This is a genomic window from Streptomyces sp. NPDC054796 (genome assembly GCF_053611545.1).
Window position 1 is genome coordinate 44,978 of the sequence record NZ_JBSHAO010000028.1, and the last position, 22,208, is coordinate 67,185.

Sequence of the window (22,208 nt, forward strand, 5' to 3'; positions counted from 1 at the left end):
GCACGTAGAGCGCTCGCCGAGGCGGAATCCACCTCTTGACACGGCTACGGGCCCGTGCGAACTTCCGTGAAGGGGACGCTGGTTGAACGCGGCGTTCACTTATCCGACGACCGGAGGTGACATGTCCTCAGACAGCGGAACGGGTGCCCCTCACCCGGAGGGGCACCCGTCGCCCGTCACACCCGTCGACGCCCCGGAGCGAGGCGCCGTGTATCAGTGATCGTCCCAGTGTCCGTCGTGACTGGCGTGGCGGTGGCCGTCGTGCACGTAGTCGACGTGGTCACCGTGCGGCACGGCGACGTGTCCGCAGCCCTCGCCGTGCCGGTGCCCGTGGTCGTCGTGGGCCGTGTGTCCGGCGGGCTCGCACTCGTCCACGTGGTCGCCGTGGACACGGTGGAGGTGGCCGTCGTGGGCGTAGTCCACGTGGTCCTGGTGCGGCACGGCGACATGTCCGCAGCCCTCGCCGTGCTGGTGGACGTGGTTCGGGTGGGTGGTGTGTGCAGTGCTCATGGCTCGCTCGTCTCCGGTGGTCCTTCGGCAACCGGCTGTGACCGCGTCGCCGTCCCTCTGCACCCATACTGCTCCCGCACCTCGCCCCGACACACCGTGGCGCCACCGCGCCCCCCACATACGCCCGATCGAGCACCCGTCGAGCACCCTGGGTGACAGCCGGTCGAGTGGCACCCGGCCCTGCGGCGCGAGCCTGGCAGTTTTACCTGTGCCGACGCGGCGAGGCCGGCCGGCTCAGAGGTCCACGACGAGCCTCGGGGACAGTGCGCGGGACACACAGGGGTACATGCGGCCCGTGGGCGCGCCGATGTCGTCGCGGTGCTCGGGCTCGCCGTCGAGGACGGTGACCTCGCAGCTACCGCAGACGCCTTCGCGGCAGCCGGAAGCCACGGGGTGCCCCGCGTGGGACAGCGCGTCGAGCAGCGACTCGTCCGGGGCCACCTGGACCGTCTGCCCGGACCGGGCGCACACCGCTTCGAACGGCGCGTTGGGGGCGAACACCCTGTCCTTCGGGTGGAACCGCTCCGCGTGGAACCGGTCGGCGGGGAACACCTCCTCGGCGGCGGCGAGCATCGGCGCCGGGCCGCAGCAGTAGACCCGGGCACCGGGCGCCAGTGCGGAGGCGAGCGCGGCGAGGTCCGGTCTGCCCTGCTGACGTGTGGCGACGATCCGCACCCGCTCGCCGTAGGTGGAGCGCAGCTCGTCGACGAACGGCATGGTCGCGAGCGACTGCCCCGCGTAGACGAGCGTCGACGGGACGCCGGCACCGGCCGCAGCGCGCAGCATCGGGAGGAGGGGGGTGATGCCGATTCCGCCGGCGAGGAAGAGGTACTCCGGCGCGGGCAGGAGCGGGAAGTGGTTGCGGGGCAGCGACACATCGAGTGTGCGGCCCTGGCGCAGGAAGCGGTGCACGTACTCCGAACCGCCCCGGCTGAGCGGGTCGTACCGTACGGCGACGCGGTAGGACTCGCGGTCCGCCGGGTCTCCGCACAGCGAGTACTGCCGGGTCAGCCAGTTCGGCAGCGCCAGGTCGATATGGGCTCCCGGCTCCCAGGGGGCCAGCGGCCCTCCGGCGCCGCGCAGGACGAGGGAGACGACGTCCTCGGCAACCTGGCCGATGTGGTCGATGAGGGTCTGTTGCATCGGTGCTTCACCTGTGGCCTGGTCAGTAGAGCTTCCGGTAGCCGTCTTCGAGATCACGGTTGATCGCGTCCGGGTCGACGTCGAGCCCGAACTGCGCGGTGAAGATCTCACCGGCCGACGGGAGTTCGTCGGCGAGTGCCTGGCTCGCGGGGTCCCACAGCCGGGAGCGGATGAGCGCGCGGCCACAGTGGAAGTACGCCTCCGCCACCTCGACGACGAGCGCCAGCTCCGGTGCCTTGGCCTCGGTCCGCATCCGGGCGAGGACATCGGGTTCGTCGGTGGGATACGCGCGGCCGTTGATCCGCAGCGTCTCGCGCATGCCGGGGACGAGGAAGAGCAGCCCGATCCCGTCGTTCTCGGCGAGGTTGCGGAAGGAGTCGGCGATCTTGTTGCCGGGCCGGTCGGGGATCGCGAGTGTGTGTGCGTCGAGGACCTTCACGAAGCCCGGGTAGTCACCACGGGGTGAGCAGTCGGCGCGTCCCGCCGAGTCCGCCGTCGCCATCGTCAGGAAGGGGGAATGCGCGATGAAGCGGCGGAACTGCTCGTCGATGTGGTCAAACACCTTCGCCTCGGTCATGGCGTCCGGTTTCCCGAGGCGGGCGATGACCTCGTCCGGCGGCACCGGCCGGGGGCGCGTGCTGGCATGCGTCACGAAGGCTCCTTCGGGAGACGGCGGGGGGCGGGAAGCGACGGGACGCGGCGTGGTGCGATGCGCGACGGGGAGACCGTCGCTCACCCGCCAGCGCCCTGCGTCGACGGCATCGACGGCGGCTATCACCGCTCCGTCGCAGGTCATTGCACTATTGTGAGCAATTATTCAGCCGCGCGCTACTCGCTTTCGAGGCCCTGCCCAGGAGGTGCCATGACGTCGGAACACCGCCGGCTTCAGCCACGTAAACAGCCACGTCAGGTCCGCGCCGAGCTGACCCGGCAGCGCATCCTCACCGCCGCTGCTCACGTTTTCGCCGAGCACGGCTATGCCGCCGGGACCACCAACCGGATCGCCGAACAGGCGCGGATCTCGATCGGCTCGCTGTACCAGTACTACCCGAACAAGGACGCGATCCTCGTCGAGCTGGTGACCCGGCACCTCGACGCCGGGACGGCAGCCACCAAGCGCCGCTGGAGCGAGGGGATCTCCGGCTCCCTCGAGGACTTCCTGCGCGGCCATGTACGCACCGCGGTCGAGAACCACCGCCACGATCCGCATCTGCTACGCGTCATGTTCGAGCAGTCACCCCGGTCCCCCGAGCTGGCGGAGAAGGTCTCCCAGCACCAGCGGGAACTCGTCGCCGACGTGGAGGAGTTGCTCAAGAACCACCCGGAGGTCCACGTGGCGGACACACAGGTGGCCGCCCAGCTCGTCATCTCCGCGGTCGGGCCCGCCGTCCATCTGCTCATCGCCGAGCCCGATCCCGTGGACGCCGTCCGGCTGGAGAACGAACTCGTCGCCATGCTCACCCGCTATCTCACGGCCGCGGCACGGCCCCAATAGCCGCTCTCCCCCGCCCCGTATCGCGTACCGGGCGGAAGAGAGCGGCTCTTCGGGGCTACTCGGACTCGGACTCGGACTCGGACCCAGACTTGGGCTCGGGTTCGGACTTGGACTCGACGCGTCCGAGCGCGCCGGGGTCGGCCGCCAGGGCGTCGCACGCCGCCTGCCAGCCGCCGTCACCGGGGCGCAGCGCACTGTGGAGATAGACCGAGGTGAGGTGCTGGACGGCGGACACGCGCTCCAGGTTCTCGTCCGTGGTCTCGGCGACGTCGTAACCGGAGATACCGCCGAGCCCGTGCTCCGCTTCGAACAGGGTGAGCAGGGACTTGGGGCCGGGGGCGAGGTGGTACGGGTCGGCGTGCCAGTCCGGGCCCGCGACCGTCAGATGGCCGGAGACGTCCTTGTCGCCCGCGACCACCAGCGTGGGCGTCGCCATCCTGGAGAAGTCCGCCGTCCGCATGAAGGAGAAGTTCTCGGCCGCGAACTCGTTCAGGGTGTCGCCCCTGCCCGGCGCGGCGAGCAGAACTCCCGCCGTGATCCGGGGTTCGGTCAGGTCCACCTCCGTTCCGTCCTCCGGATCGGTGAGCCGGGCGCCGAGCAGCAGACCCGCGGTGTGCCCGCCCATCGAGTGCCCCGCCACGGCGACCCTGCCGTGGTCGAGGCGCCCGGCGAGCGTCGGCACGGCGGCCTCGATCACGTCGAGCTGGTCGAGAACGCGCTTCATGTCCTCGGCCCGCGACCGCCAGAACATCGGCGCCCCGGGGGTTCCGGGGTCCAGGTTCAGCGACAGCGAGCTCAGATGGGTGGGCTGGATCACGGCGAAGCCGTGCGCCGCCCAGAAGTTGACGAGGGGCGCGTAGCCGTTCAGCGAGGAGAGGTGGTTCGAGTAGCCCTGACCGTGCGAGAGGAGGATGACCGGCAGATCGCCCCCGGTCACGGGCGCGGAGACCCGCACCTCCAGATCCACCGCCCGGCCGGGAGCCGACAGCACCACCGGGCTGACCGACAGGACCGGCGTGGCCGGGCCGAGGGCTCCGGCCGCGTACGTCGATGCGCTCATGCTGCGTATTTCCCTTTCGAAGACCCCTGCCGCCGGGCCGTCCGGGCCGACGGCGGCGCGGCAGCCGGAAGCGTCCGGCTCCGTCCGCACAACAAGCGGAACGCCGCTCCGCTTACGATACGGAGCGGCGTTCCGCTTTGTCAACGGACATCGGAGGCCGGGCCCGTCGACGAGTCGACGGGCCCGCGTCGCCGGGTCGGTGGCGCTGCCGGGGTGCTGCCGAGGGGCTGCCGGGTCAGTGGCCCGCGACGACGCCCGACAGCTCGTTCGTGCCCTTCGGGAGGGTCACGGAGGTGAGCTTCTCGCCCGAGTCGATGTCGATGGCGACCAGCTTGCGCTCGCTGGGGTCGGAGACGTACGCGGTGTGGTCCCGGACGAAGAGCGTGGGCCTGGGCTGCTGCCAGTCCAGCGGCTCCTGCCACTTCCCCACCGCGGGGATCTTCTTCTCCACGGTGCCCTTCTCCGGGTCGATGACGTGGATGGCGCCGTCGGTCCCGAGGACGAACGCCTCACCGTGCGGTCCGCGCGCGAGGGAGCGGAACGAGTAGCTGGTGCCCAGGTCGACCAGGCGCAGCTTCCCGGTCTCGGTGTTGATCAGCGAGACGCGCTCCGGACGCTCCAGTTCGGCTTCCGGATCGGTCTTGTAGTCGCCCAGGACGACCGGCGACTCGTCACTGCCCGCCTGGTTGCCGATGCGGCCGTAGTCGTCGGGGGCCTTCACCTTGGTGAAGTCGCCGTCCTTGTAGATGAGGACGCCGTCCTCGCAGCCGACGGCGATGGCCTCGTCCTGCGCCGCCGCTTCGCCGTGCACGCCGGGGCATTTCTCGTTGCGCTTGATCTCCTTGTTGTCCTTGTCCAGGACCAGGACGCCGGTGCGCTTCTCCTCGTCGCCCAGGGTGCTGAGCAGTTCGCCGTTGCGCAGTTCGACGGCGACACCGTGGTGCGGCTTCGCGGAGTCGTAGGTGCGCCCCTCCGGCTTCTTGCCGCTGCTGAGGTCGTCCGGGTCGAAGACGTTGACCTGGCCGGTACCGTCGGTGAAGAGCACCGTCTTGCCGGCGTGCCGTACGACGTGTCCGGGCTTGGCGCCCTTGTACTCGATGTCGGTGAGGCTCTGGGTGGCGGCGTTCATGAGGCGGAAGCCGCTGTCGGTGGAGATCATGACGTGGGAGTCGTCGCCGACGGGGCTGACGCGGTTGAAGCCCGGCAGCTTGATCGTCTCGGCGAGCTCGAGGCTCTTGCCGTCCAGCACGTAGAGGCCGCCGTCGTACGTGGCGACCAGCGGGTCCTTGAGGTCGGCCGCCTTGGCTCCCTGTTCGTCCTTGGCCTTGGTGTCGGACGAGGAGGTGTCCCCTCCCCCGCAGGCGGTCAGGACGGCGGAGACCGCCAGGACGAGCGCGGTCCCCGTGAGGGCTCTGCTGCGTATCGGCTTGTTCACCGGTGTGTTCCTTTCTGGGCCGCGCGAGCGCGGCGTTCGAGGTGAGGTGTGAGGTTTCGAGGTGAGGTGTGAGGTTTCGAGGTGAGGTGTGAGGTAAGGCCGAGTGGCGGGCGGCGTCAGTCGCCCGACGAGTCCTCGGCCAGTCCCTCCGTCATGGCGGTGGTGTTGGCGCGCATCATCTGGAGGTAGGTGCCCGCGCCCTTTCCCCGCGCGGTCAGCGACTCGGAGTACAGCTCGACGACCCGCACCCCGCCGCCCATCTCCTTGCGCAGCACCTCGGCCAGGCGCTTGGGCCGGGAGGCGTCGGCGAAGACGGTCCGCACCCCCGCCTTCCGCATGGCCTCGGTGAGGGAGCGCAGGTCGGAGGAGCTGGGCGAGGCCAGGGTCGTACCGCTCGGGATCACCGCGCCGACCACCCGGAAGCCGAAGCGCTCGGCGAGGTAGCCGAAGACGTGGTGGTTGGTCACCAGCGCGCGCCGCTCCTCGGGTATGCGGTCGAAGGACTTCTCCATCCAGGTGGTGAGACCGGCCAGGCGCTTGTCGTAGCGGGCTGCCCGGGCGCGGACCGCGGCGTCGTCCACGCCCGCCACGTGCTCGGTCACCTGCCGGGCGATCAGGTCGGCGGCCTTGCGTACACGATCGGGGTCGGTCCAGAAGTGCGGGTCGGGCTGCCCGGCCTCCTCCTCGGGCCCTCCGTCCCCCTTCCCCTGGAAGGTGAGCGGGTCCACCGCCTTCCCGGCCTCGAAGGTGGCGACCCCGGACTGCCGGGCGTTGTCGACGTGCCGCAGCACGTTCTCCTCCAGGCCGAGCCCGTTGTAGACCACCAGATCGGCCCGCTCCAGTTCGGCGGCCTGCACGGCCGAGAGGCCGAAGGAGTGGGGGTCCGCGTTCGGCTTCATCAGGACGGTGACCTCGGCCTCGTCGCCGACGACCTGCCGGGTGATGTCGCCCAGGATGTTGGTCGTCACGACCACCTTGGGCCGCTCGTCACCACTCGTGCAGGCGGTCACCGCACCGGCGGGGAGCAGGGTGAGCAGGGCCAGCAGCAGGGCGCGTTGCCAGCGTGGCCGTGCCGGGGGCGCTGACGGCGCGGACGGTGCCGAGAGTGCGGACGGTGCCGTCGCGGGGCTCATCGGCCGGTCTCCACCATGAGGCCGGGCGCGATGCCGACGTCGAAGGAGCGCGCGATGCGCAGGTCGTCGTTGTAGTCGATCTCGTGGACGCGCTTGCCCGCCGGGTCGTTGACGTACGCCCGGCTGCGGTCCACCTCGATGACCGGGCCACCGTCTCCGTCACCGTCGGCACCCTTTTTCTGACTACCTGTCAGGAGAGGCTTGGTCTTCGCCACTTCCTTCCCGGTGCCGATGTCGTAGCCCCGCAGCGTCCCGTCGTCGCGGAGAGCCAGCAACGGGGAGCCCTCGCCCGCGGTGTTGGCCGCGACGACGGGCCCGGTCTCCACCCGTGTCCACTCGCGCTTCTTCACGTCCAGGACCCAGACCGCGCTGTCCCCGGCCAGCGCCGTGAGGGTGTCGCTGCCGGAGCGGTGCCGGAACTCCGTGGCCCGCTCCTTCTCGGGCACGTCCTCGTCGTACGGAATGCGCTCGGCCGTGAACGTGCCATCGGACTCGTCGACGAGCAGTGCGCCGTCGGCGCATCCGAGCACCACTCCGCGCCGGGTGACGGCGTCGCCTCGCGGCTCCTCGCACTTCTCGTCGAGCGACGCGACACGCTTGCCCTTGCGGTCGAGCACCACGGGCTTCGTCTTCCCGTCCTCCTCGGAGAAGGCGAGCAGATGCTCCTCGTGCGGCACGACCGCACCGGCGTACGTTCCCGGCAGCGTGCGGGGCGACGGGATCTTCCCGTCCTCCAGTCCGGCCCTGCGGTAGAGCCGGACCCGGCCATCCTCGCCGGTCAGCGCGGTCACGGCGATGTCGCTGCGGACCTGCGAGCCCGTGCCTCCGGGGAGCTTTCCGACCTCGCGTATCGCCGCGCGGTAGTAGTGCACGTGATCGCCGTGGTCGACCATCCAGGCGCCGCTGTCGAGGACCTGGGTACTACGAGAGGTGTGAAAGTAGCCGAACCGGCCGTCCGTGGTCAGCTCGGCGCCGCCCGCGACCCTCGGGACCTTGTGCTCCTTCCCCGTGATCAGGTCGAGCACCCGGGTGTCGCCGGTCTCGGGGTCACTGAGCAGCAGTCGCGACTGCTGCTCGGCCGCCTCCTTCGCGCCCTCGACATACCCGTGGGGAGCGGACGACGAGGGGTTCGCGGCCGGGGCGGACTCCTTGTCCTCCCCGCCCGCACAGCTCGTGACCAGCAGCGCGGCGAGCACGAGTACGGCCGGTACGGCCGGTTTCGTGGGGGAAATTCTTCTTCGGACGGTCGGTCGGGGGGATCGCCTCATCAGGTCCTCTTCAGCGAACTGTCGGGGGTGGGGGAAGGCACTGCCACACGTCGCGGACCGCAGTGACGGAGGCCGGATGCCACATGGGAGAGGAAGAACAGGCTCACCGCGAGAGCCGAGACTGTCGCACCGGCTGCGGTGCTCAGATGCCAGGACAGGAGCAGACCGCCGAATGTGGCGGCGGCCCCGAGGAGCGCGGCCAGCACCATGACCCCTCGCACGCTGCGCGCCCACGGCAGGGCCGCAGCGGGCGGAGCGATGAGCAGGCCGAGGACCAGAAGCGTTCCCACGATGTGGAACGAGGCCACGATGGCCAGGGCCAGCAGTCCGAGCAGCACGCCATGCGCCAGGCGCGGGCGCAGGCCGAGCGTCCGTGCCTTGCGCGGGTCGAACGCGAGGGCCAGGAAGGCCCGGTGGCCGAGTGCCGAGACGGCGAGCGCCAGCAGCAGCGCCACTCCCAGCAGCACCAGGTCCTGTTCCCTGACGGCGAGCACGTCGCCGAAGAGGAAGCCGGTCAGGTCCACGGCGAAGGACTGCGAACGCGACACGATGATGACGCCGAGCGAGAGCATGCCCACGAAGAGCAGACCGATCCCGGTGTCCTGGGACAGCCTCGGTGTGCGCCCGAGCGCGGTGACACCGGCCGTCATGACGGCCGCGCTCGCCACGGCGCCCACGAGCAGGTTGCCGCCGAGCAGCGCGGCGAGCGCGACCCCGGGCAGCAGGCCGTGGGACATGGCGTCGCCGAGGAAGGCCATCCCCCTGAGCACCACCCAGGTTCCGGCCAGCGCGCAGATCGCCGACACCAGCATTCCGCCCCATAGGGCCCGCTGCACAAAGGTGACCTCAAAGGGGCCCGTCAACCACTCCATGCAAACACACTATAATGAAAACCATGTTCACTACACCGGGGCCCCTGTCGAAGATCGCCGAGGACGGGGAGGCACGCGTCCGCTTCACCGGGCTGTGCGCGGGCTATCCAGGGCGTCCCGTACTGCACCAACTCACCGCGGACATCGCACCGTTGACCATGACGGCGCTCGTCGGCCCGAACGGGAGCGGGAAGTCGACACTGCTCGCGGTCATGGCCCGTGTGATCGGCGTGACATCGGGAGAGCTGCGGTTCGGCGGTCGCAGGGCGCCCGCCTTCGTGCCGCAGCGCGGGGCCGTCGGCGACGCGCTGCCGTTGACGGTCCGGCAGACCGTCGAGATGGGGCGCTGGGGCGAGCGCGGCCTGTGGCACCGGCTGACGCGGCGGGACCGCGCGACGGTGGAGGCGGCGATGGAGCGGCTGCACATCACCGACCTCGCCGGACGCCAGCTCGGAGAGCTGTCCGGCGGGCAGCGCCAGCGCGCGCTGATCGCGCAGGGGCTGGCCCAGGAGTCGGACCTCCTGCTGCTGGACGAGCCCACCACGGGGCTCGACCCGGAGGCCAGGGAGCGGATAGCGGTGCTGCTGACCGAGCTGGTCGCCGACGGTGTGACCGTCGTCCAGGCCACGCACGACCTCAAGGCCGCCCGCTCGGCGGACTCCTGTCTCCTGCTGCGCGACGGAAAACTGGTGGGCCAGGGCCCGCCCGAGCGGGTTCTCACCACGGAGACGCTGGCCCAGGTGTGGCAGCCCGCGTGAGACGGACGGAGCGGACGTGAGCGGACGTGAGACGGGGGCCACACCTCGGCGGCGGGGTCACGTCTAGGGTGCTGCTAGATAAGACATGATCCTGAACGGAAGAAGCACGCGTGAACGTCGCCGCCCATCTCGACGCGCTCCAGGCCGACCTCGTACGCCGCAATCCCGGCGAGCCGGAGTTCCACCAAGCGACCCAGGAGGTGCTGCACGCGCTCAAGCCGGTCCTGGCCACGCGCCCCGATCTGCTGGAGGCGCGCATCGTCGAGCGGCTCTGCGAGCCCGAACGGCAGGTCATCTTCCGCGTGCCATGGGTCGACGACACGGGAACGGTGCAGGTCAATCGCGGGTTCCGGGTGGAGTTCAGCAGCGCGCTCGGGCCGTACAAGGGCGGGCTGCGCTTCCACCCGAGCGTCACCTCCGGCGTCGTGAAGTTCCTCGGCTTCGAGCAGATATTCAAGAACGCGCTGACAGGGCTGGGCCTGGGCGGCGGCAAGGGCGGCAGTGACTTCGACCCCAAGGGCCGGTCCGACGCCGAGGTGATGCGCTTCTGCCAGTCCTTCATGACCGAGCTCCACCGCCACCTCGGTGAGAAGACCGACGTTCCGGCCGGGGACATCGGCGTCGGCGGCCGGGAGATCGGCTATCTCTTCGGGCAGTACAAGCGGCTCACCAACCGCTTCGAAGCGGGGGTGCTGACGGGCAAGGGCGTCGGCTGGGGAGGCTCGCACGCCCGCACGGAGGCGACCGGCTACGGCGTCGTCCACTTCCTCCAGGAGATGCTGGCCACGCGCGGGCTGTCCCTGGAGGGGCGCGGTGTCGTCGTCTCCGGGTCGGGCAATGTCGCGCTGTACGCGATCGAGAAGATCCACGCGCTGGGCGGCAAGGCCGTCGCGTGCTCGGACTCCTCCGGCTACATCGTCGACGAGAACGGCCTCGACCTGGACCTGCTGAAGGAGATCAAGGAGGAGCGCAGGGGGCGCCTCACGGCGTACGCCGAGGCCCGGCCCGGCGCCGTCCACTCCGAGCGGGGCAGTGTGTTCGACGTTCCCTGCGACATCGCCCTGCCGTGCGCGACGCAGAACGAACTCGGTCAGCAGCACGCTGTCGCGCTCGCGAAGAACGGGGTGCTGGCCGTCGCGGAGGGCGCCAACATGCCGACCACGCCCGAGGCCGTCGAGGTGCTGCGTCAGGCGGATGTCCTCTTCGCGCCCGGCAAGGCGGCGAACGCGGGCGGCGTGGCGACGTCGGCGCTGGAGATGCGGCAGAACGCGTCCCTCCAGCAGTGGTCCTTCGAGCGGACCGAGACGGAACTCGCGTCCGTCATGCGCGACATCCACGCGCTGTGCCGCACCACGGCGGACACCTACGGGGACGCCGACGACTATGTGCTGGGCGCCAACGCGGGCGGCTTTCTCCGGACGGCCGAGGCCATGGCGGCGCAGGGCGTGGTCTGACGCCCCTCCGGCACGCGCCGACGCCGCCGCCTCCCGAGACCGCCGGGGCGACGGGGCGACGGGCGGTGGCGCCTCACGGGGCCACCGTGCCGTCAGCCCGGGGAGACGAAGCCGGACTCGTACGCCGCGATGACCGCCTGGGTGCGGTCCCGCGCTCCGAGCTTCGCCAGCACGGAGCTGACGTGCGACTTGACGGTCTCGGTGCCCACCTCCAGGCGCGCCGCGATCTCCGCGTTCGACAGGCCGCGCGCCATGAGACGCAGCACCTCGCCCTCCCGGTCCGTCAGCGCGGCGCGTTCCAGGGCCGTACGGGCAGCGGCGTTGCCGCCGTCCGCGGCTGCGCTCTCCCCGTACGCCGCCGCCAACCTCCGTACGGCGGCGGGGAACAGCAGCGAATCGCCCTCGGCCACCAGCCGCACGGCGTGCACGATCTCCGCCGGACGTGCCCGCTTGAGCAGGAACCCGTCGGCGCCCGCGCGCAGCGCCCCGTATACGTACTCGTCGTTCTCGAAGGTCGTCACCACGACGATCTTCGGCGGGTGCGGCACCGTCCGCAGCACTGCCCGGGTGGCCTCGATGCCGTCCATCAGCGGCATCCGGACGTCCATGGCCACGACGTCGGGGCGCAGTTGCCTCACGAGCGGGATGACCGCGGCCCCGTCGGCAGCCTCGCCCACCACCTCGATGTCCGACTGGGCCTCCAGCACGGCGCGCAGGCCCGCCCTACCAGCTAACGGGTGACAGACGACGTGCCCGGTGCCTCTGTCAGCGTTCCAGGACGCGGCGCAGCCACTGGAGCCGCGCGCTGCGTGCGTCCTGGGAGAGCCGGGCGTGGGGCGCCATCTGGTCGAAGCCGTGGAAGCCGCCCGCCCACACGTGCAGTTCGGCCTCGCCGCCCGCCTGCCAGATGCGCGTGGCGTAGGCGACGGCTTCGTCGCGGTAGGTCTCGGCCGAGCCCACGTCGATGAAGGCGGGGGCCAGCCGGGAGAGGTCCCGGGCGCGGGCGGGGGCCGCGTACGGGGACACCTGCTCGGTGCCGCGTGCCTCGCCGAGCAGAGAGGACCAGCCGACGTGGTTGGCGCGCCGGTCCCACAGCCCGCGCCCTTCGAGCTGTCGCGCTGACGGGGTGTCATTGCGGTCGTCGAGCATGGGGCACATCGCCAACTGACCGACGATGGCCGGGCCTTCGCGGTCGCGCGCCAGCAGGGCCAGCGCGCAGGTCAGGCCGCCGCCGGCGCTGCCGCCCGCGACGACGATCCGCTCGGGGTCGCCCCCGATCTCGGCGGCGTGCCGTGCGGTCCACTCCAGTCCCGCGTAGCAGTCCTCCACCCCGGCCGGGTAGGGGTGTTCGGGGGCGAGCCGGTACTCGACGGACACCACCACAAGGCCCAGCGGCACCGCCCACTCCTCCAGGAGGCCCGCGAGTCCGGCGCGGCTGCTGCCGCCGATCATCCCGCCACCGTGCACGTGGTAGACGACGGGTGCGCCGGGCTCCAGCCCTGCGGGCCGGGCGATCACCAGGGGGACGTCGGGAGCCCCTGCCGCCCCTCCCCCGGGCCCTGGCACATGGCGCTCCGTCACCTCGTAGGCGCCGTCGGCGCGCAGCTCCTCCAGCGTCGGGTCAGAGGCGAGCTGACCGAGCCGCGCACGCCATGCCGGGACCTCGGCGGGCGACGCGGGTGCGGCGTCGCGCAGCTCTCCGATGTCGTCCAGTACGGGCGCGAGCTGCGGGTCGAAGGGGGGCGCGGGCAGCGGTCCCGCAGGGTCCGCGAGTCCGGGGTCCGGAAGGCCGGGAGTGCGGGGGCTCTCGCTCATGGTGCGTTTCTCCAGGATGGGTGGTGCTCCGCCGTCGCGGGCACGGTCACGGCCGGGCCCAGCGCCGCTGGCCGCGCGGCCACGCGGCCACGCCCTCGCGGACCGGAGGACGATCATCGCCCGTGGCCCGTGGACGCGTCCAGGAAGTTTGGCGGGGCGACGGGTGGCGGCCATGGAAGGGGCATCGGAAGAGGTACCGGAACAGGTACCGGAAGCCCGGCCCACCGGGCGGAACCGGTGATTCTGCCGATGCCGCGGCGCACACGCGCCCCCACGCTGTGGGGATGGACGCTCACGGCGTGGCGGGCGCGTTACCCCGCCTCAAAGGGCTCAGAACCGGAGCCGTACTGGCGGCGCTCGTCGCGGTGCTGGCGACCTCGCTGCTCGTCCTCGAACCCCCGCGGGCACAGGCGGCGCAGACCGGCTTCCACGAGGTGCGCGACTTCGGCAGCAACCCGGGCAACCTGAAGATGTTCGCGTACGTCCCGGAGAAGGCGCAGACCGGCGCGCCCGTCGTGGTCCTCTTCCACCACTGCGGCGGCGCGGCGCGGGATCTGGACGTCAACACGGGGTGGCGCAAATACGCCGACGCCTACGGGTTCACGGTCGTCTTCCCCGAGCAGAAGGACGAGAACGTCGGCTCGGGCGGCATCGTGCCGCACAAGTGCTTCAGCGCGTGGAACGAGGCCGACCGCACCCACGACGGCCGGGGCGAGGCGCGCTCCGTGATCGAGATGGTCGACTACATGAAGGCGAACTACGCGGCCGACGCGAACCGCGTCTACGCCACCGGGTACTCCGGCGGTGGCGCCGCGACGAACGTGATGCTCGCCGCTTACCCGGAGGTGTTCAAGGCGGGCGCGGTGTTCTTCGGCATGGCCTACGGGTGCGCCGACAACGAGGACGACTACTTCGACACCGGCTCCCTCGCGCCGTGCCCCGGCCGCTTCAACACCCTCGACCCCGAGGAGTGGGGCGACAAGATCCGCTCCGCCTACCCCGGGTACACCGGCCCGCGGCCCCGTGTGCAGATCTGGCACGGCGGCTCCGATCCGCTCATCGACCAGAACTCGCTGGAGAAGCAGCGCGACGGCTGGACCGACACGCTGGGCCTCTCGCAGACCCCGTCCCCCACCTCGCGTCCGGCCCTCGGCGTGACGAAGCAGGTGTACGGCAGCGGACAGGTCGAGACGTATCTGATCAACTCGATGGGGCATGAGCCGCCCATCGATCCCGGCACCGGGATCGACAAGTGCGGCACTCTCGGCCAGGGGCACGACTCGCTGTGCGGCCCGTACTACGCCGCCAAGTTCTTCGGTCTCGGCGGCTGAGCCGCCGGACCAGAGTGCGCCGGTACCGCGGCCCCGCCCCGCCCCGCGGTACCGGCAATGACCTCCGCCCTCCGGCGATACCGGCTCCGGCGCCTCCCCTGTGTCCCGCGTGTCCGCGCAGATCAGCGCAGGTCAGAGGGCATGGCCCGAGGCGCGTGCTGCCTGGGTGCGGCACACCCAGGCAGCACGTAGCGCCACCGCATACCGTGGGCACATGGCCGACAATCATCTGGGAGACTTCCTGCGCGCGCGGCGCGCCGACCTCCAGCCGCAGGACGTGGGCATGGCGAGCTACGGCGCCCGCAGGGTCGCCGGGCTGCGCCGCGAGGAGGTGGCCGTACTGGCCGGTGTGAACGCCGACTACTACACCCGGCTGGAACAGGGCCGCGAGCGCAACCCCTCGCCCCAGGTGATCGAGGCACTCGCCCACGCGCTGTGTCTCGACGCGGACGCCCGCGCACACCTGTACCGGCTGGCCGGGGCGGTGCCGGACGACCGTCACGGTGCCCGCACGGCCGAGCGGGTCGGTCCCGCGCTGCGCCAGCTCATGGACGGCTACCCGAACACTCCGGCGCTCGTCATGAGCCGGACCCTGGACCTTCTCGCCACCAACGCGCTGGCCGACGCCCTCTACGCGCCGTTCGACCCGGTGGACAACCTGGCCCGCATGACGTTCCTCGACCCCGTGGGCCGCGACTTCTTCGCGGACTGGAACAGGACGGCCGAGACCACCGTCGCCAATCTGCGTCAGACTGTCGGGTTCGAGCCGGACAACCCGCGGCTGAACGAACTCGTCCGCACCCTCGGCGCACACAGCCCGGAGTTCTCCCGCCTCTGGAACGCACACACCGTGCGCGGCAAGACGCAGGACTCCAAGCACATCCTCCACCCCGACGTCGGCCCGCTCACGCTGACTTACCAGGCGTTCGACGTTCGCGAAGCGCCCGGCCAGCAGCTCGTCATCTACCACGCCGAGCCGGGCAGTTCCAGCGCCGAGGCCCTGCACCTCCTCGGCTCCGTCCACGCGACCCGGCGCCAGACCGAGGAGCCCCGGCACCGCCGCTGACCAGCCGGACCGGAGCGGCCGTACCGCTCTACGTGCAGCCACGTGCCGCCACGTGGCGCTACGTACCGCACGGGCCCTGCCACACCGTGTGGTCACCCGGCGAGCGCGGCGGCACCGGCGCGGGCGAACTTCTCGTCCAGGTCGCCGGACGGCGCACCCGCGACGCCGACACCGGCGACCGGCGCGTCCTTCGCGGTGACCGGGACACCTCCGGGGAGGAACAGGGTGCCGGGGATGTCCTTGAGGGTCGGCGCGTTCTCCAGGCGCTTGACCAGCTCGGATGTCGGGGCGTTCCAGGAGACGGCGGTGTACGCCTTCTTCTCGGCGGACTCGTAGGACTGCGGACCGGCGCCGTCGCCGCGCAGGGTGACGAGGGTGTTGCCGTCGCGGTCCACGACGGCGACGGAGACCCGCTGGTTCTCCTTCTGCGCGGCCTTGAGCGCGGCCTGGGCCGCCTCGGTGGCGGCCCCGATGCTCAGGTGGGTGGACCGCACGAGGTCCGCGTTCTTCGCGTCGGACGTGGCCGCGCTCTTCGCGGCAGCGGCGGCGGTCTGGACGGCCGGGGCCGGGGAGGACGCGCTCGCGGACCACGCGCCGAAGCCGCCGAGGGCGACGGCGGCGGCCAGCGCGCCACCGGTGACGGCTCGGGTGCGCCGGGAGACCTTTATGGCGTTCTTCACGGTGTGCTTCATGGCTGCCGACTCCAGGTGTTCATGGGGACGTTCCGAGGTGACGGAGCGGTGGTGGCGGAAGGGGTCGCGCCGCCTGCTCCGGGATCCATCCTGGGGCCGCTCGCGCCCGGTTCCCGTCGTCGTACCGGCTGGATGCGGCATGCCGTCCGGGCGACAGCGGGGTCAGCCGATCGGATGACCTCGGCGCGGCCCGGCCGGGGGACAATGAGGGTGTTTCCCCAGCTCAGGTAGTACGGGTACGGGTACGTGTGCGGGCACGGGTACGTGTACGGAGACGGCCCCGGCCGGCTCGGCGCGTCCAGGAAGGCGGTGCACGGTGCACGCGGAAGAGCGAGTGCGCGACGTCGATCCGGACGCCCGGTGGCTGGCGGCCGTCATGCACGTGACGTTCTTCCTGCTGCTCGGCTCGTCCATGGCCCGCTTCGTGCAGCGGCACGGCGGCGAGGTGCGCGCCCCGTGGGTGGTCGCGCTGGCGGTGGTGCTGGTCGTGCTGTACGCGGCGGGGCCCAGCCGGGGCACCCCCGCGGTTCCGCCGCTGCCGCCGGGCGGCAGGGTGCCGTGGCCACCGCCCCGGCGCCTGGCCTGGCTGGGCACTGTCGTCGCGGTGTGGGCGGTGCTGGTGGAGCTGGCGCCGAGCTTCGCCTGGGTCGCGGTGCCCCTCTTCTACGCGGCGCTGCGCACCCTGCCGCCGCTGGCCGCTTACGTCCTGGTCGGCGTCCTCACCATCTTCGTGATCATCGCGCAGTTGACCCTTGCCCGGCGTTTCGACCTGGACACGGTGGTCGGCCCGGCAGCCGTCGCCACCTTCGCCACCACGATCTTCGTCTACATGCGGCGGCAGGCGGCCAGGCAGCGGTCCCTGATCGACGACCTGGTGCGCACCCGTCGCGAACTCGCCGCCACAGAACGCCGCGAGGGCACCCTCGCCGAACGCCAGCGCCTCTCGATGGAGATCCACGACACCCTCGCCCAGGGCCTGTCCAGCCAGCGGATGCTGCTCCAGGCCGCGGACCGCACCTGGGAGGCCGCTCCGGACAAGGCACGCGGACACGTCCGTACCGCCGCGTCGATCGCCGAGCACAATCTCGCCGAGGCCCGCCGCTTCGTACACGACCTGGCCCCCGCCGACCTCGCCCGTGGCGGCGGCCTCACGGAGGCCCTGCGTGCGCTCGCGGCGCGCGAGAGCGACGGCGGCCTCACGGTCCGCGTCCGCGTCGAGGACCCCCGCGACACTCCGCCCACCCCGCTGCCCGACCGGGTGCGCTCCGGCCTCCTCCGTATCGCGCAGGGCGCCCTCGCCAACGTGCGCGAACACTCCGGCGCGCGCACCGCCGCGCTCACCCTCACCGTCCTCGGCGACCAGGTCGTCCTGGACATCGCCGACGACGGCTGCGGCTTCGACCCGGCGACGCTGCCCGACGCGCCCACCGGGACACGCGGCCACGGCCTCCCCGCGATCCGGGCCCGGGTCAGACAACTGGGCGGCACCCTCACCATCGAGTCGGCACCCGGCGAGGGCGCCGTCCTGTCCGCCGCGATCCCCCTGGAGCACCCGCAGTGAACACGCCCCCGGCCACGCACACGACCGCGCCTCCGGTCCCCGCCCCCGCCCCGGTGCGGATCCTGGTGTGCGACGACCACGTGGTCGTACGGGCCGGGCTGCTGGCCCTGCTGGACAGCGCGCCGGACATCGAGGTCGTCGGGGAGGCGGGCACCGGTGAGGAGGCGCTCGCGCTCGCCGCGAAGCTGAGCCCCGACGTGGTCCTCATGGACCTCCAGCTCGGCGGCGGCATCGACGGCGTGGAGACCACCCGCCGCCTGACCGGCACGGACGCCGGCACCGGCACCCGTCGGACCCCCCACGTCCTGGTGCTGACCACGTACGACACGGACGCCGACGTCACCCGCGCCATCGAGGCGGGCGCGACCGGCTATCTGCTGAAGGCCGAGCACCCGGACGAGCTGTTCGCCGCGATCCACGCGGCGGCCCGGGGCCGCACGGCGCTCTCGCCCCCGGTCGCCGGGCGGCTGATGGCCAACATGCGCGCCCCGCGCCCCACCCTCACAGGCCGCGAGCGCGACATCCTCGGCCAGCTCGCCCGGGGCCTGGGCAACCGTGACATCGCCAAGGCACTGTTCATCAGCGAGGCGACGGTGAAGACCCACCTCGGCCGCATCTACGACAAGCTCGGTGTGGACACCCGCGCCGGAGCGGTGGCGGTGGCCAAGGAGCAGCGCCTGCTGTCCTGACGGAGGAGCTGCCGTCCTGACGAGGTGTCAGTGGCCGCCGGTGAGTTCGCCGCTGAGCTTCTCGTGGATGCGGGCGCTCGGCTCGTTGAGGCCGATGATCTCGACGGTCTTGCCGTACTGCGCGTACTTCGTCCCGATGGCGTCGAGTGCCGCGACGGAAGAGGCGTCCCAGATGTGCGCGTCGGTCAGGTCGATGACGACCTTCTCGGGGTCGTCGGCATAGCGGAACCGTCCGACGAGGTCGTTGGAGGAGGCGAAGAACAGCTCGCCGGTGACGGAGTAGACGACACTGCCGCCCTCGGGATCGGTGACCGAGGTGACGTGTGCGAGGTGGGCGACACGCTTGGCGAAGATGACCATCGCCGTGACGGACCCGACGACGACCCCGATGGCGAGGTTGTCCGTGGCGACCACGCAGGCCACGGTCACGACCATGACGGCGATCTCCCCCGCGGGCATCCGCCGCAGGGTCCCGGGCGCTATGGAGTGCCAGTCGAAGGTCGCGTAGGACACCATCACCATCACCGCGACCAGCGCTGCCATGGGGATGTCGGAGACGACGGGCCCGAAGACGATGCACAGCACCATCAGGAACGCGCCTGCCAGGAAGGTGGACAGCCGGGTGCGGGCGCCGGACACCTTCACGTTGATCATCGTCTGGCCGATCATCGCGCAGCCGCCCATGCCGCCGAAGAGGCCGGTGACGATGTTGGCGACGCCCTGGCCGATGGACTCGCGGGTCTTGGAGGAGTGGGTGTCGGTGATGTCGTCGACGAGCTTCGCGGTCATCAGCGACTCCATCAGGCCCACCAGCGCCATCGCGAGCGCGTAGGGGGCGATGGTGGTGAGGGTGTCCGCCGTGAACGGCACGTCCGGCAGCCCGGGTACCGGCAGGGAGGAGGGCAGCTCGCCCTTGTCGCCCACGGTCGGCACCGCGATCCCGGCGGCGACGGTGATGACGGTGAGGACGACGATGGAGACCAGCGGGGCCGGGACCACCTTGGTGACGCGCGGGAAGAACACCATCAGCGCCAGCCCGCCGACGATCAGCGGGTAGACGGGCCAGGGCACGTCGTGCATCTCGGGCACCTGGGCCATGAAGATCAGGATGGCGAGCGCGTTGACGAAGCCGACCATCACGCTGCGGGGCACGAACCGCATCAGCTTGGCGACGCCCAACGCGCCGAGGACGATCTGGAAGACACCGGCCAGGATGACCGCCGCGACCAGATACCCGAGGCCGTGCTCGCGGTTGAGCGGGGCCATGACCAGCGCGACCGCACCCGTCGCCGCGGAGATCATCGCGCGGCGGCCACCGACGACCGAGATGGTCACTGCCATGGTGAAGGACGCGAACAGGCCGATCGCGGGATCTACACCGGCGATGATCGAGAACGAGATCGCCTCGGGGATCAGCGCGAGCGCGACCACCAGACCGGCCAGGATCTCGGTGCGCCAGACCTTCGGGTCGGACAGCCAGCCGGGGCGCAGGCCGCGCAGGCGCGCGGCCAGGGACGGAGCGGACGTGGACAAGAGGCAACCTGTCGTTCTCGGGCACGTCAGGCATCACCCTGGACGTGCGGAAAGTCGCGGTGCGGCCGGTGCGGCCGGGCGGCCGTCCGTGGAACCCGCGTGCGTCGGTCTTCGCCGGGGGCGTCCTCGGCCCCGGCACGGCGGAGGTCGCGGGAGGCGCCCCGCACCATGGAGCGGGCGGCACACGAGCCGACCTCGGCACCAACGGACTCTACCCTAACGTTAGGGTAGAGATCGCGGACGGTCACCGTGACCGCGGCGAGCGAGGACGAGGGACGAGGAAGGCGGGCGCGTGAGCGGCGAGCACATGCAGATCGGCGAGGTCGCGGCACGGACCGAGCTGTCGCTGCGCACCATCCGGCACTACGAGGAGACGGGCCTGGTCGTCCCCTCCGCCCGCTCCCAGGGCGGGTTCCGGCTGTACACCGAGGCCGACGTCGCCCGGCTGATGGTCATCCGCCGCATGAAGCCGCTGGGCTTCAGCCTGGACGAGATGCGCGAGCTGCTCGCGGCCACCGACCGTCTCGACTCCGGCGAGGAGCTGTCCGCCACGGAGCGCGAGGAGATGGTGGAACGGGTGCGCGGCTTCGAGGAGGCCGCGCGGCAGCGGGTGCGGGACCTGCGCACACAACTGGCGCGGGCCGAGGAGTTCGCCGCCACGCTGCGCGCACACCTCACACGGGCGCCCGCCCCCTGACGCGACCGCGCCGCCGCGTCACGCCGCGTCCGCTCCCCGTGTCACGTCCGCTACCCGCGTCACGGCTGTTCGCCGACCGGGTCCTCGCGCGGACCGTCCGCGTGCGGTTTCGCGTCGTCGTCAGGCCCGGACTCGGGTTCGGGCCCGGACTCGGGCTCAGGTTCGGACTCGGGCTCAGGTTCGGACTCGGACTCAGGTTCGGGTTCGAGCTCCCGCAGCCGGAACAGCGCGGCGAGGATGACCGCGGTACCGGTGGCGGCGACGAAGGCTCCGGTGGCGATCGACGTGGCGTCGATCAACGGGCCGAACACCAGGGGCGAGGCGAACTGGCCGCCGAACAGAGCGGTGGCCTGGAGCGAGGTCGCGGTGCCACGCCGCTCGGGCGGGGCCGCGCGGTCGACCAGGACGGTCAGGGTGGGCATCGTGATCCCGCTGCCGATCCCGGTCAGCACGGGCACGAGCAGCAGCGGCGCCCAGTGCCCGGCGACGGCGAACAGCAGCAGTGCCGCCGTCCACGATCCGGCCGCGATCCGCATCAGGGCCGCGTACCCGAACCGGGCGGTGAGCTTGGCGTAGGTGAGGCCGATCAGGCTGGCGGCGCCGGACATCAGCACGGTGCCGTACAGGGCGACGACGAGGGTGTCGTGGATGCCCAACTGGTCCAGGCGGCGCGGCAGGGAGACGGCCAGCACCATCATCAGCCCGCTGGTCGCCACCCACAGACCGCACAGGGCCAGGACCAGGGGGTGTTCGCGCAGCAGCCGCAGCGCGCCGCCCCGGTTCCCCTTCGACTCCGGGCCGTTGCCGTCCGCCGGGCCCACGGGGGTGCCCCGGGGAAGCGAGAGCAGGGTGGCGAAGCCAAGCGGCAGGCCGATGAGGTAGATGGCGAACGGCGCGTGCCAGGAGTGGTTGCCGAGCGCACCGGCCGCGAGCGGGTAGACGAAGCCGCCCGCCGTGGTGGCGGCGGTGCGCCACCCCATCACCTTGTCGCGCATCTCCCCCCGGTACAGGCCGAGCAGCGCAGCGGTGGAACAGGTGAAGACCGCCGCCGTCCCCACACCGAGGACCAGCCGGGAGGCGAACAGCACCGGGTAGGAGTCGATGACCAGCCCGGCGCCACCGCCCAAGCCGTACACCGCCAGCCCCGCCGCGAGCGGGAGCCGGACGCCGTAGCGGTCGGTGGCCCGGCCCACCAGCGGACTGACCAGGGCTATCGCCAGGCTGTGGGACGTCAGCACCAGCCCGGCCTCGGTGCCGCCCACCTCAAGGGCCTGGCGGATCACCTCGATGACCGGGGCGATGGTGGCACCGCCCATCACGCCCAGCGTGGAGGCCAGCAGCAGCACCGTCAGCGTGCCCCGGCCGGTGTCCGGGGTGCCCCGGAGGGCCGACGCGTCAGCGGACACCGCGGCCTCCCGACGCCGTGTGCGCGTCGGCTCGTATGTTCCCGGGCGGAGTTTCGGTACGGCGTAACACGACGGTTCTCCCCACACGTCGGACCGGCGGACAGGGCGGAGCCCGGCCCGTGTTTCGCGAAACTGGGACCGCGCCCAAGTGTGCCACTGGCCCGTCGGCGGGCCCCCCGCCCCGGGGGGGGGGCGGCGGGGGGGGGGGTGGGACGGGGCGGGGGACGGGGGGGGTAAGGGGGTCGGCGGCGGGGCCGCCCCAAGGGGGTGTGGTATAAACAAAGGGAGCG

General features: G+C 71.7%; 21 protein-coding genes. 8 read left to right on the forward strand and 13 right to left on the reverse strand.

Annotated elements, in window-relative coordinates; genetic code table 11:
• Nucleotides 1–213: 213 nt before the first annotated feature.
• From ACWGJ2_RS23000 to ACWGJ2_RS23010, 3 genes are all read right to left on the reverse strand, one after another.
• Nucleotides 214–510, reverse strand: a complete 297-nt coding sequence (locus ACWGJ2_RS23000; protein ID WP_453348050.1) for a hypothetical protein — start codon at nucleotides 508–510, stop codon at nucleotides 214–216.
• Nucleotides 511–744: 234 nt separating this feature from the next.
• On the reverse strand, nucleotides 745–1,653 hold the full coding sequence (locus ACWGJ2_RS23005) for a PDR/VanB family oxidoreductase (RefSeq protein ID WP_453348051.1): 909 nt from the start codon (nucleotides 1,651–1,653) through the stop codon (nucleotides 745–747).
• A 22-nt stretch (nucleotides 1,654–1,675) separates the two neighbouring features.
• Complete coding sequence (locus tag ACWGJ2_RS23010) at nucleotides 1,676–2,305, reverse strand: MSMEG_1061 family FMN-dependent PPOX-type flavoprotein (protein ID WP_453348052.1); 630 nt, start codon at nucleotides 2,303–2,305, stop codon at nucleotides 1,676–1,678.
• A gap of 210 nt (nucleotides 2,306–2,515) precedes the next feature.
• Here ACWGJ2_RS23010 and ACWGJ2_RS23015 point away from each other — a divergent pair, with 210 nt between their 5' ends.
• Nucleotides 2,516–3,148 (forward strand): TetR/AcrR family transcriptional regulator, encoded by a 633-nt coding sequence (locus tag ACWGJ2_RS23015; RefSeq protein ID WP_453348053.1) that lies wholly within the window; start codon nucleotides 2,516–2,518, stop codon nucleotides 3,146–3,148.
• A 55-nt stretch (nucleotides 3,149–3,203) separates the two neighbouring features.
• Here the strand turns inward: ACWGJ2_RS23015 and ACWGJ2_RS23020 are convergent, their stop codons facing one another.
• From ACWGJ2_RS23020 to aztB, 5 genes are all read right to left on the reverse strand, one after another.
• Nucleotides 3,204–4,208, reverse strand: coding sequence for an alpha/beta hydrolase family protein (locus ACWGJ2_RS23020; protein WP_453348054.1), 1,005 nt, complete (start codon nucleotides 4,206–4,208; stop codon nucleotides 3,204–3,206).
• Nucleotides 4,209–4,443: 235 nt separating this feature from the next.
• Nucleotides 4,444–5,643, reverse strand: a complete 1,200-nt coding sequence (gene aztD, locus ACWGJ2_RS23025; RefSeq protein ID WP_453348055.1) for a zinc metallochaperone AztD — start codon at nucleotides 5,641–5,643, stop codon at nucleotides 4,444–4,446.
• Nucleotides 5,644–5,759: 116 nt separating this feature from the next.
• Nucleotides 5,760–6,776 (reverse strand): zinc ABC transporter substrate-binding protein AztC, encoded by a 1,017-nt coding sequence (gene aztC / locus ACWGJ2_RS23030; protein ID WP_453348056.1) that lies wholly within the window; start codon nucleotides 6,774–6,776, stop codon nucleotides 5,760–5,762.
• Nucleotides 6,773–8,044, reverse strand: a complete 1,272-nt coding sequence (locus tag ACWGJ2_RS23035) for a hypothetical protein (RefSeq protein WP_453348057.1) — start codon at nucleotides 8,042–8,044, stop codon at nucleotides 6,773–6,775. Before ACWGJ2_RS23035 ends, aztC begins: the two co-directional genes overlap by 4 nt.
• Nucleotides 8,044–8,916 carry a zinc ABC transporter permease AztB gene (gene aztB / locus ACWGJ2_RS23040; RefSeq protein ID WP_453348058.1) on the reverse strand — a complete coding sequence of 291 codons (873 nt, stop codon included), beginning with the start codon at nucleotides 8,914–8,916 and terminating at the stop codon, nucleotides 8,044–8,046. Before aztB ends, ACWGJ2_RS23035 begins: the two co-directional genes overlap by 1 nt.
• A gap of 14 nt (nucleotides 8,917–8,930) precedes the next feature.
• On the opposite strand from aztB, the gene aztA reads away from it, so the two are divergent.
• Entirely contained in the window at nucleotides 8,931–9,674 is a 744-nt protein-coding gene (gene aztA / locus ACWGJ2_RS23045) for a zinc ABC transporter ATP-binding protein AztA (RefSeq protein WP_453348059.1), read from the forward strand.
• 110 nt (nucleotides 9,675–9,784) lie between these two features.
• A complete protein-coding gene (gdhA, locus tag ACWGJ2_RS23050) occupies nucleotides 9,785–11,128 on the forward strand; it encodes an NADP-specific glutamate dehydrogenase (RefSeq protein WP_453348060.1) in 1,344 nt (447 codons plus the stop codon).
• Nucleotides 11,129–11,220: 92 nt separating this feature from the next.
• On the opposite strand, the gene ACWGJ2_RS23055 is transcribed toward gdhA, so the two are convergent.
• Both ACWGJ2_RS23055 and ACWGJ2_RS23060 read right to left on the reverse strand, forming a co-directional pair.
• The gene (locus tag ACWGJ2_RS23055) at nucleotides 11,221–11,844 is read right to left on the reverse strand and encodes a response regulator (RefSeq protein ID WP_453348115.1); all 624 of its coding nucleotides are present in this window, start codon (nucleotides 11,842–11,844) and stop codon (nucleotides 11,221–11,223) included.
• Nucleotides 11,845–11,893: 49 nt separating this feature from the next.
• The gene (locus ACWGJ2_RS23060) at nucleotides 11,894–12,943 is read right to left on the reverse strand and encodes an alpha/beta hydrolase (RefSeq protein ID WP_453348061.1); all 1,050 of its coding nucleotides are present in this window, start codon (nucleotides 12,941–12,943) and stop codon (nucleotides 11,894–11,896) included.
• A 284-nt stretch (nucleotides 12,944–13,227) separates the two neighbouring features.
• Here ACWGJ2_RS23060 and ACWGJ2_RS23065 point away from each other — a divergent pair, with 284 nt between their 5' ends.
• Entirely contained in the window at nucleotides 13,228–14,274 is a 1,047-nt protein-coding gene (locus tag ACWGJ2_RS23065) for an extracellular catalytic domain type 1 short-chain-length polyhydroxyalkanoate depolymerase (protein WP_453348062.1), read from the forward strand.
• A gap of 214 nt (nucleotides 14,275–14,488) precedes the next feature.
• Nucleotides 14,489–15,340 (forward strand): helix-turn-helix transcriptional regulator, encoded by an 852-nt coding sequence (locus ACWGJ2_RS23070; protein ID WP_453348063.1) that lies wholly within the window; start codon nucleotides 14,489–14,491, stop codon nucleotides 15,338–15,340.
• Nucleotides 15,341–15,432: 92 nt separating this feature from the next.
• Here the strand turns inward: ACWGJ2_RS23070 and ACWGJ2_RS23075 are convergent, their stop codons facing one another.
• Nucleotides 15,433–16,032 carry a GlcG/HbpS family heme-binding protein gene (locus tag ACWGJ2_RS23075; RefSeq protein ID WP_453348064.1) on the reverse strand — a complete coding sequence of 200 codons (600 nt, stop codon included), beginning with the start codon at nucleotides 16,030–16,032 and terminating at the stop codon, nucleotides 15,433–15,435.
• Nucleotides 16,033–16,408: 376 nt separating this feature from the next.
• Between ACWGJ2_RS23075 and ACWGJ2_RS23080 the strand changes: the two genes are divergently transcribed.
• Together ACWGJ2_RS23080 and ACWGJ2_RS23085 are read left to right on the forward strand one after the other, a co-directional pair.
• Nucleotides 16,409–17,593, forward strand: coding sequence for a sensor histidine kinase (locus ACWGJ2_RS23080; RefSeq protein ID WP_453348116.1), 1,185 nt, complete (start codon nucleotides 16,409–16,411; stop codon nucleotides 17,591–17,593).
• Nucleotides 17,590–18,282 (forward strand): response regulator, encoded by a 693-nt coding sequence (locus ACWGJ2_RS23085; protein WP_453348065.1) that lies wholly within the window; start codon nucleotides 17,590–17,592, stop codon nucleotides 18,280–18,282. The genes ACWGJ2_RS23080 and ACWGJ2_RS23085 overlap by 4 nt, the downstream gene beginning before the upstream one ends.
• A 27-nt stretch (nucleotides 18,283–18,309) precedes the next feature.
• On the opposite strand, the gene ACWGJ2_RS23090 is transcribed toward ACWGJ2_RS23085, so the two are convergent.
• The gene (locus tag ACWGJ2_RS23090) at nucleotides 18,310–19,815 is read right to left on the reverse strand and encodes a SulP family inorganic anion transporter (RefSeq protein WP_453348066.1); all 1,506 of its coding nucleotides are present in this window, start codon (nucleotides 19,813–19,815) and stop codon (nucleotides 18,310–18,312) included.
• A 292-nt stretch (nucleotides 19,816–20,107) separates the two neighbouring features.
• Between ACWGJ2_RS23090 and ACWGJ2_RS23095 the strand changes: the two genes are divergently transcribed.
• Nucleotides 20,108–20,512: a MerR family transcriptional regulator gene (locus ACWGJ2_RS23095; protein WP_453348067.1), complete on the forward strand. Its 405-nt coding sequence runs from the start codon at nucleotides 20,108–20,110 to the stop codon at nucleotides 20,510–20,512.
• A gap of 59 nt (nucleotides 20,513–20,571) precedes the next feature.
• On the opposite strand, the gene ACWGJ2_RS23100 is transcribed toward ACWGJ2_RS23095, so the two are convergent.
• Nucleotides 20,572–21,918 carry an MFS transporter gene (locus ACWGJ2_RS23100; protein ID WP_453348068.1) on the reverse strand — a complete coding sequence of 449 codons (1,347 nt, stop codon included), beginning with the start codon at nucleotides 21,916–21,918 and terminating at the stop codon, nucleotides 20,572–20,574.
• Nucleotides 21,919–22,208: the final 290 nt, after the last annotated feature.

Excerpts from the sequence above, each read along its gene's own strand:
- ACWGJ2_RS23000 (WP_453348050.1), bottom strand. The coding sequence starts at position 510 with ATGAGCACTGCACACACCACCCACCCGAACCACGTCCACCAGCACGGC.
- ACWGJ2_RS23005 (WP_453348051.1), bottom strand. The coding sequence starts at position 1,653 with ATGCAACAGACCCTCATCGACCACATCGGCCAGGTTGCCGAGGACGTC.
- ACWGJ2_RS23015 (WP_453348053.1), top strand. The coding sequence starts at position 2,516 with ATGACGTCGGAACACCGCCGGCTTCAGCCACGTAAACAGCCACGTCAG.
- ACWGJ2_RS23020 (WP_453348054.1), bottom strand. The coding sequence starts at position 4,208 with ATGAGCGCATCGACGTACGCGGCCGGAGCCCTCGGCCCGGCCACGCCG.
- aztC (WP_453348056.1), bottom strand. The coding sequence starts at position 6,776 with ATGAGCCCCGCGACGGCACCGTCCGCACTCTCGGCACCGTCCGCGCCG.
- ACWGJ2_RS23035 (WP_453348057.1), bottom strand. The coding sequence starts at position 8,044 with ATGAGGCGATCCCCCCGACCGACCGTCCGAAGAAGAATTTCCCCCACG.
- aztB (WP_453348058.1), bottom strand. The coding sequence starts at position 8,916 with ATGGAGTGGTTGACGGGCCCCTTTGAGGTCACCTTTGTGCAGCGGGCC.
- aztA (WP_453348059.1), top strand. The coding sequence starts at position 8,931 with ATGAAAACCATGTTCACTACACCGGGGCCCCTGTCGAAGATCGCCGAG.
- ACWGJ2_RS23060 (WP_453348061.1), bottom strand. The coding sequence starts at position 12,943 with ATGAGCGAGAGCCCCCGCACTCCCGGCCTTCCGGACCCCGGACTCGCG.
- ACWGJ2_RS23065 (WP_453348062.1), top strand. The coding sequence starts at position 13,228 with ATGGACGCTCACGGCGTGGCGGGCGCGTTACCCCGCCTCAAAGGGCTC.
- ACWGJ2_RS23070 (WP_453348063.1), top strand. The coding sequence starts at position 14,489 with ATGGCCGACAATCATCTGGGAGACTTCCTGCGCGCGCGGCGCGCCGAC.
- ACWGJ2_RS23075 (WP_453348064.1), bottom strand. The coding sequence starts at position 16,032 with ATGAAGCACACCGTGAAGAACGCCATAAAGGTCTCCCGGCGCACCCGA.
- ACWGJ2_RS23080 (WP_453348116.1), top strand. The coding sequence starts at position 16,409 with ATGCACGTGACGTTCTTCCTGCTGCTCGGCTCGTCCATGGCCCGCTTC.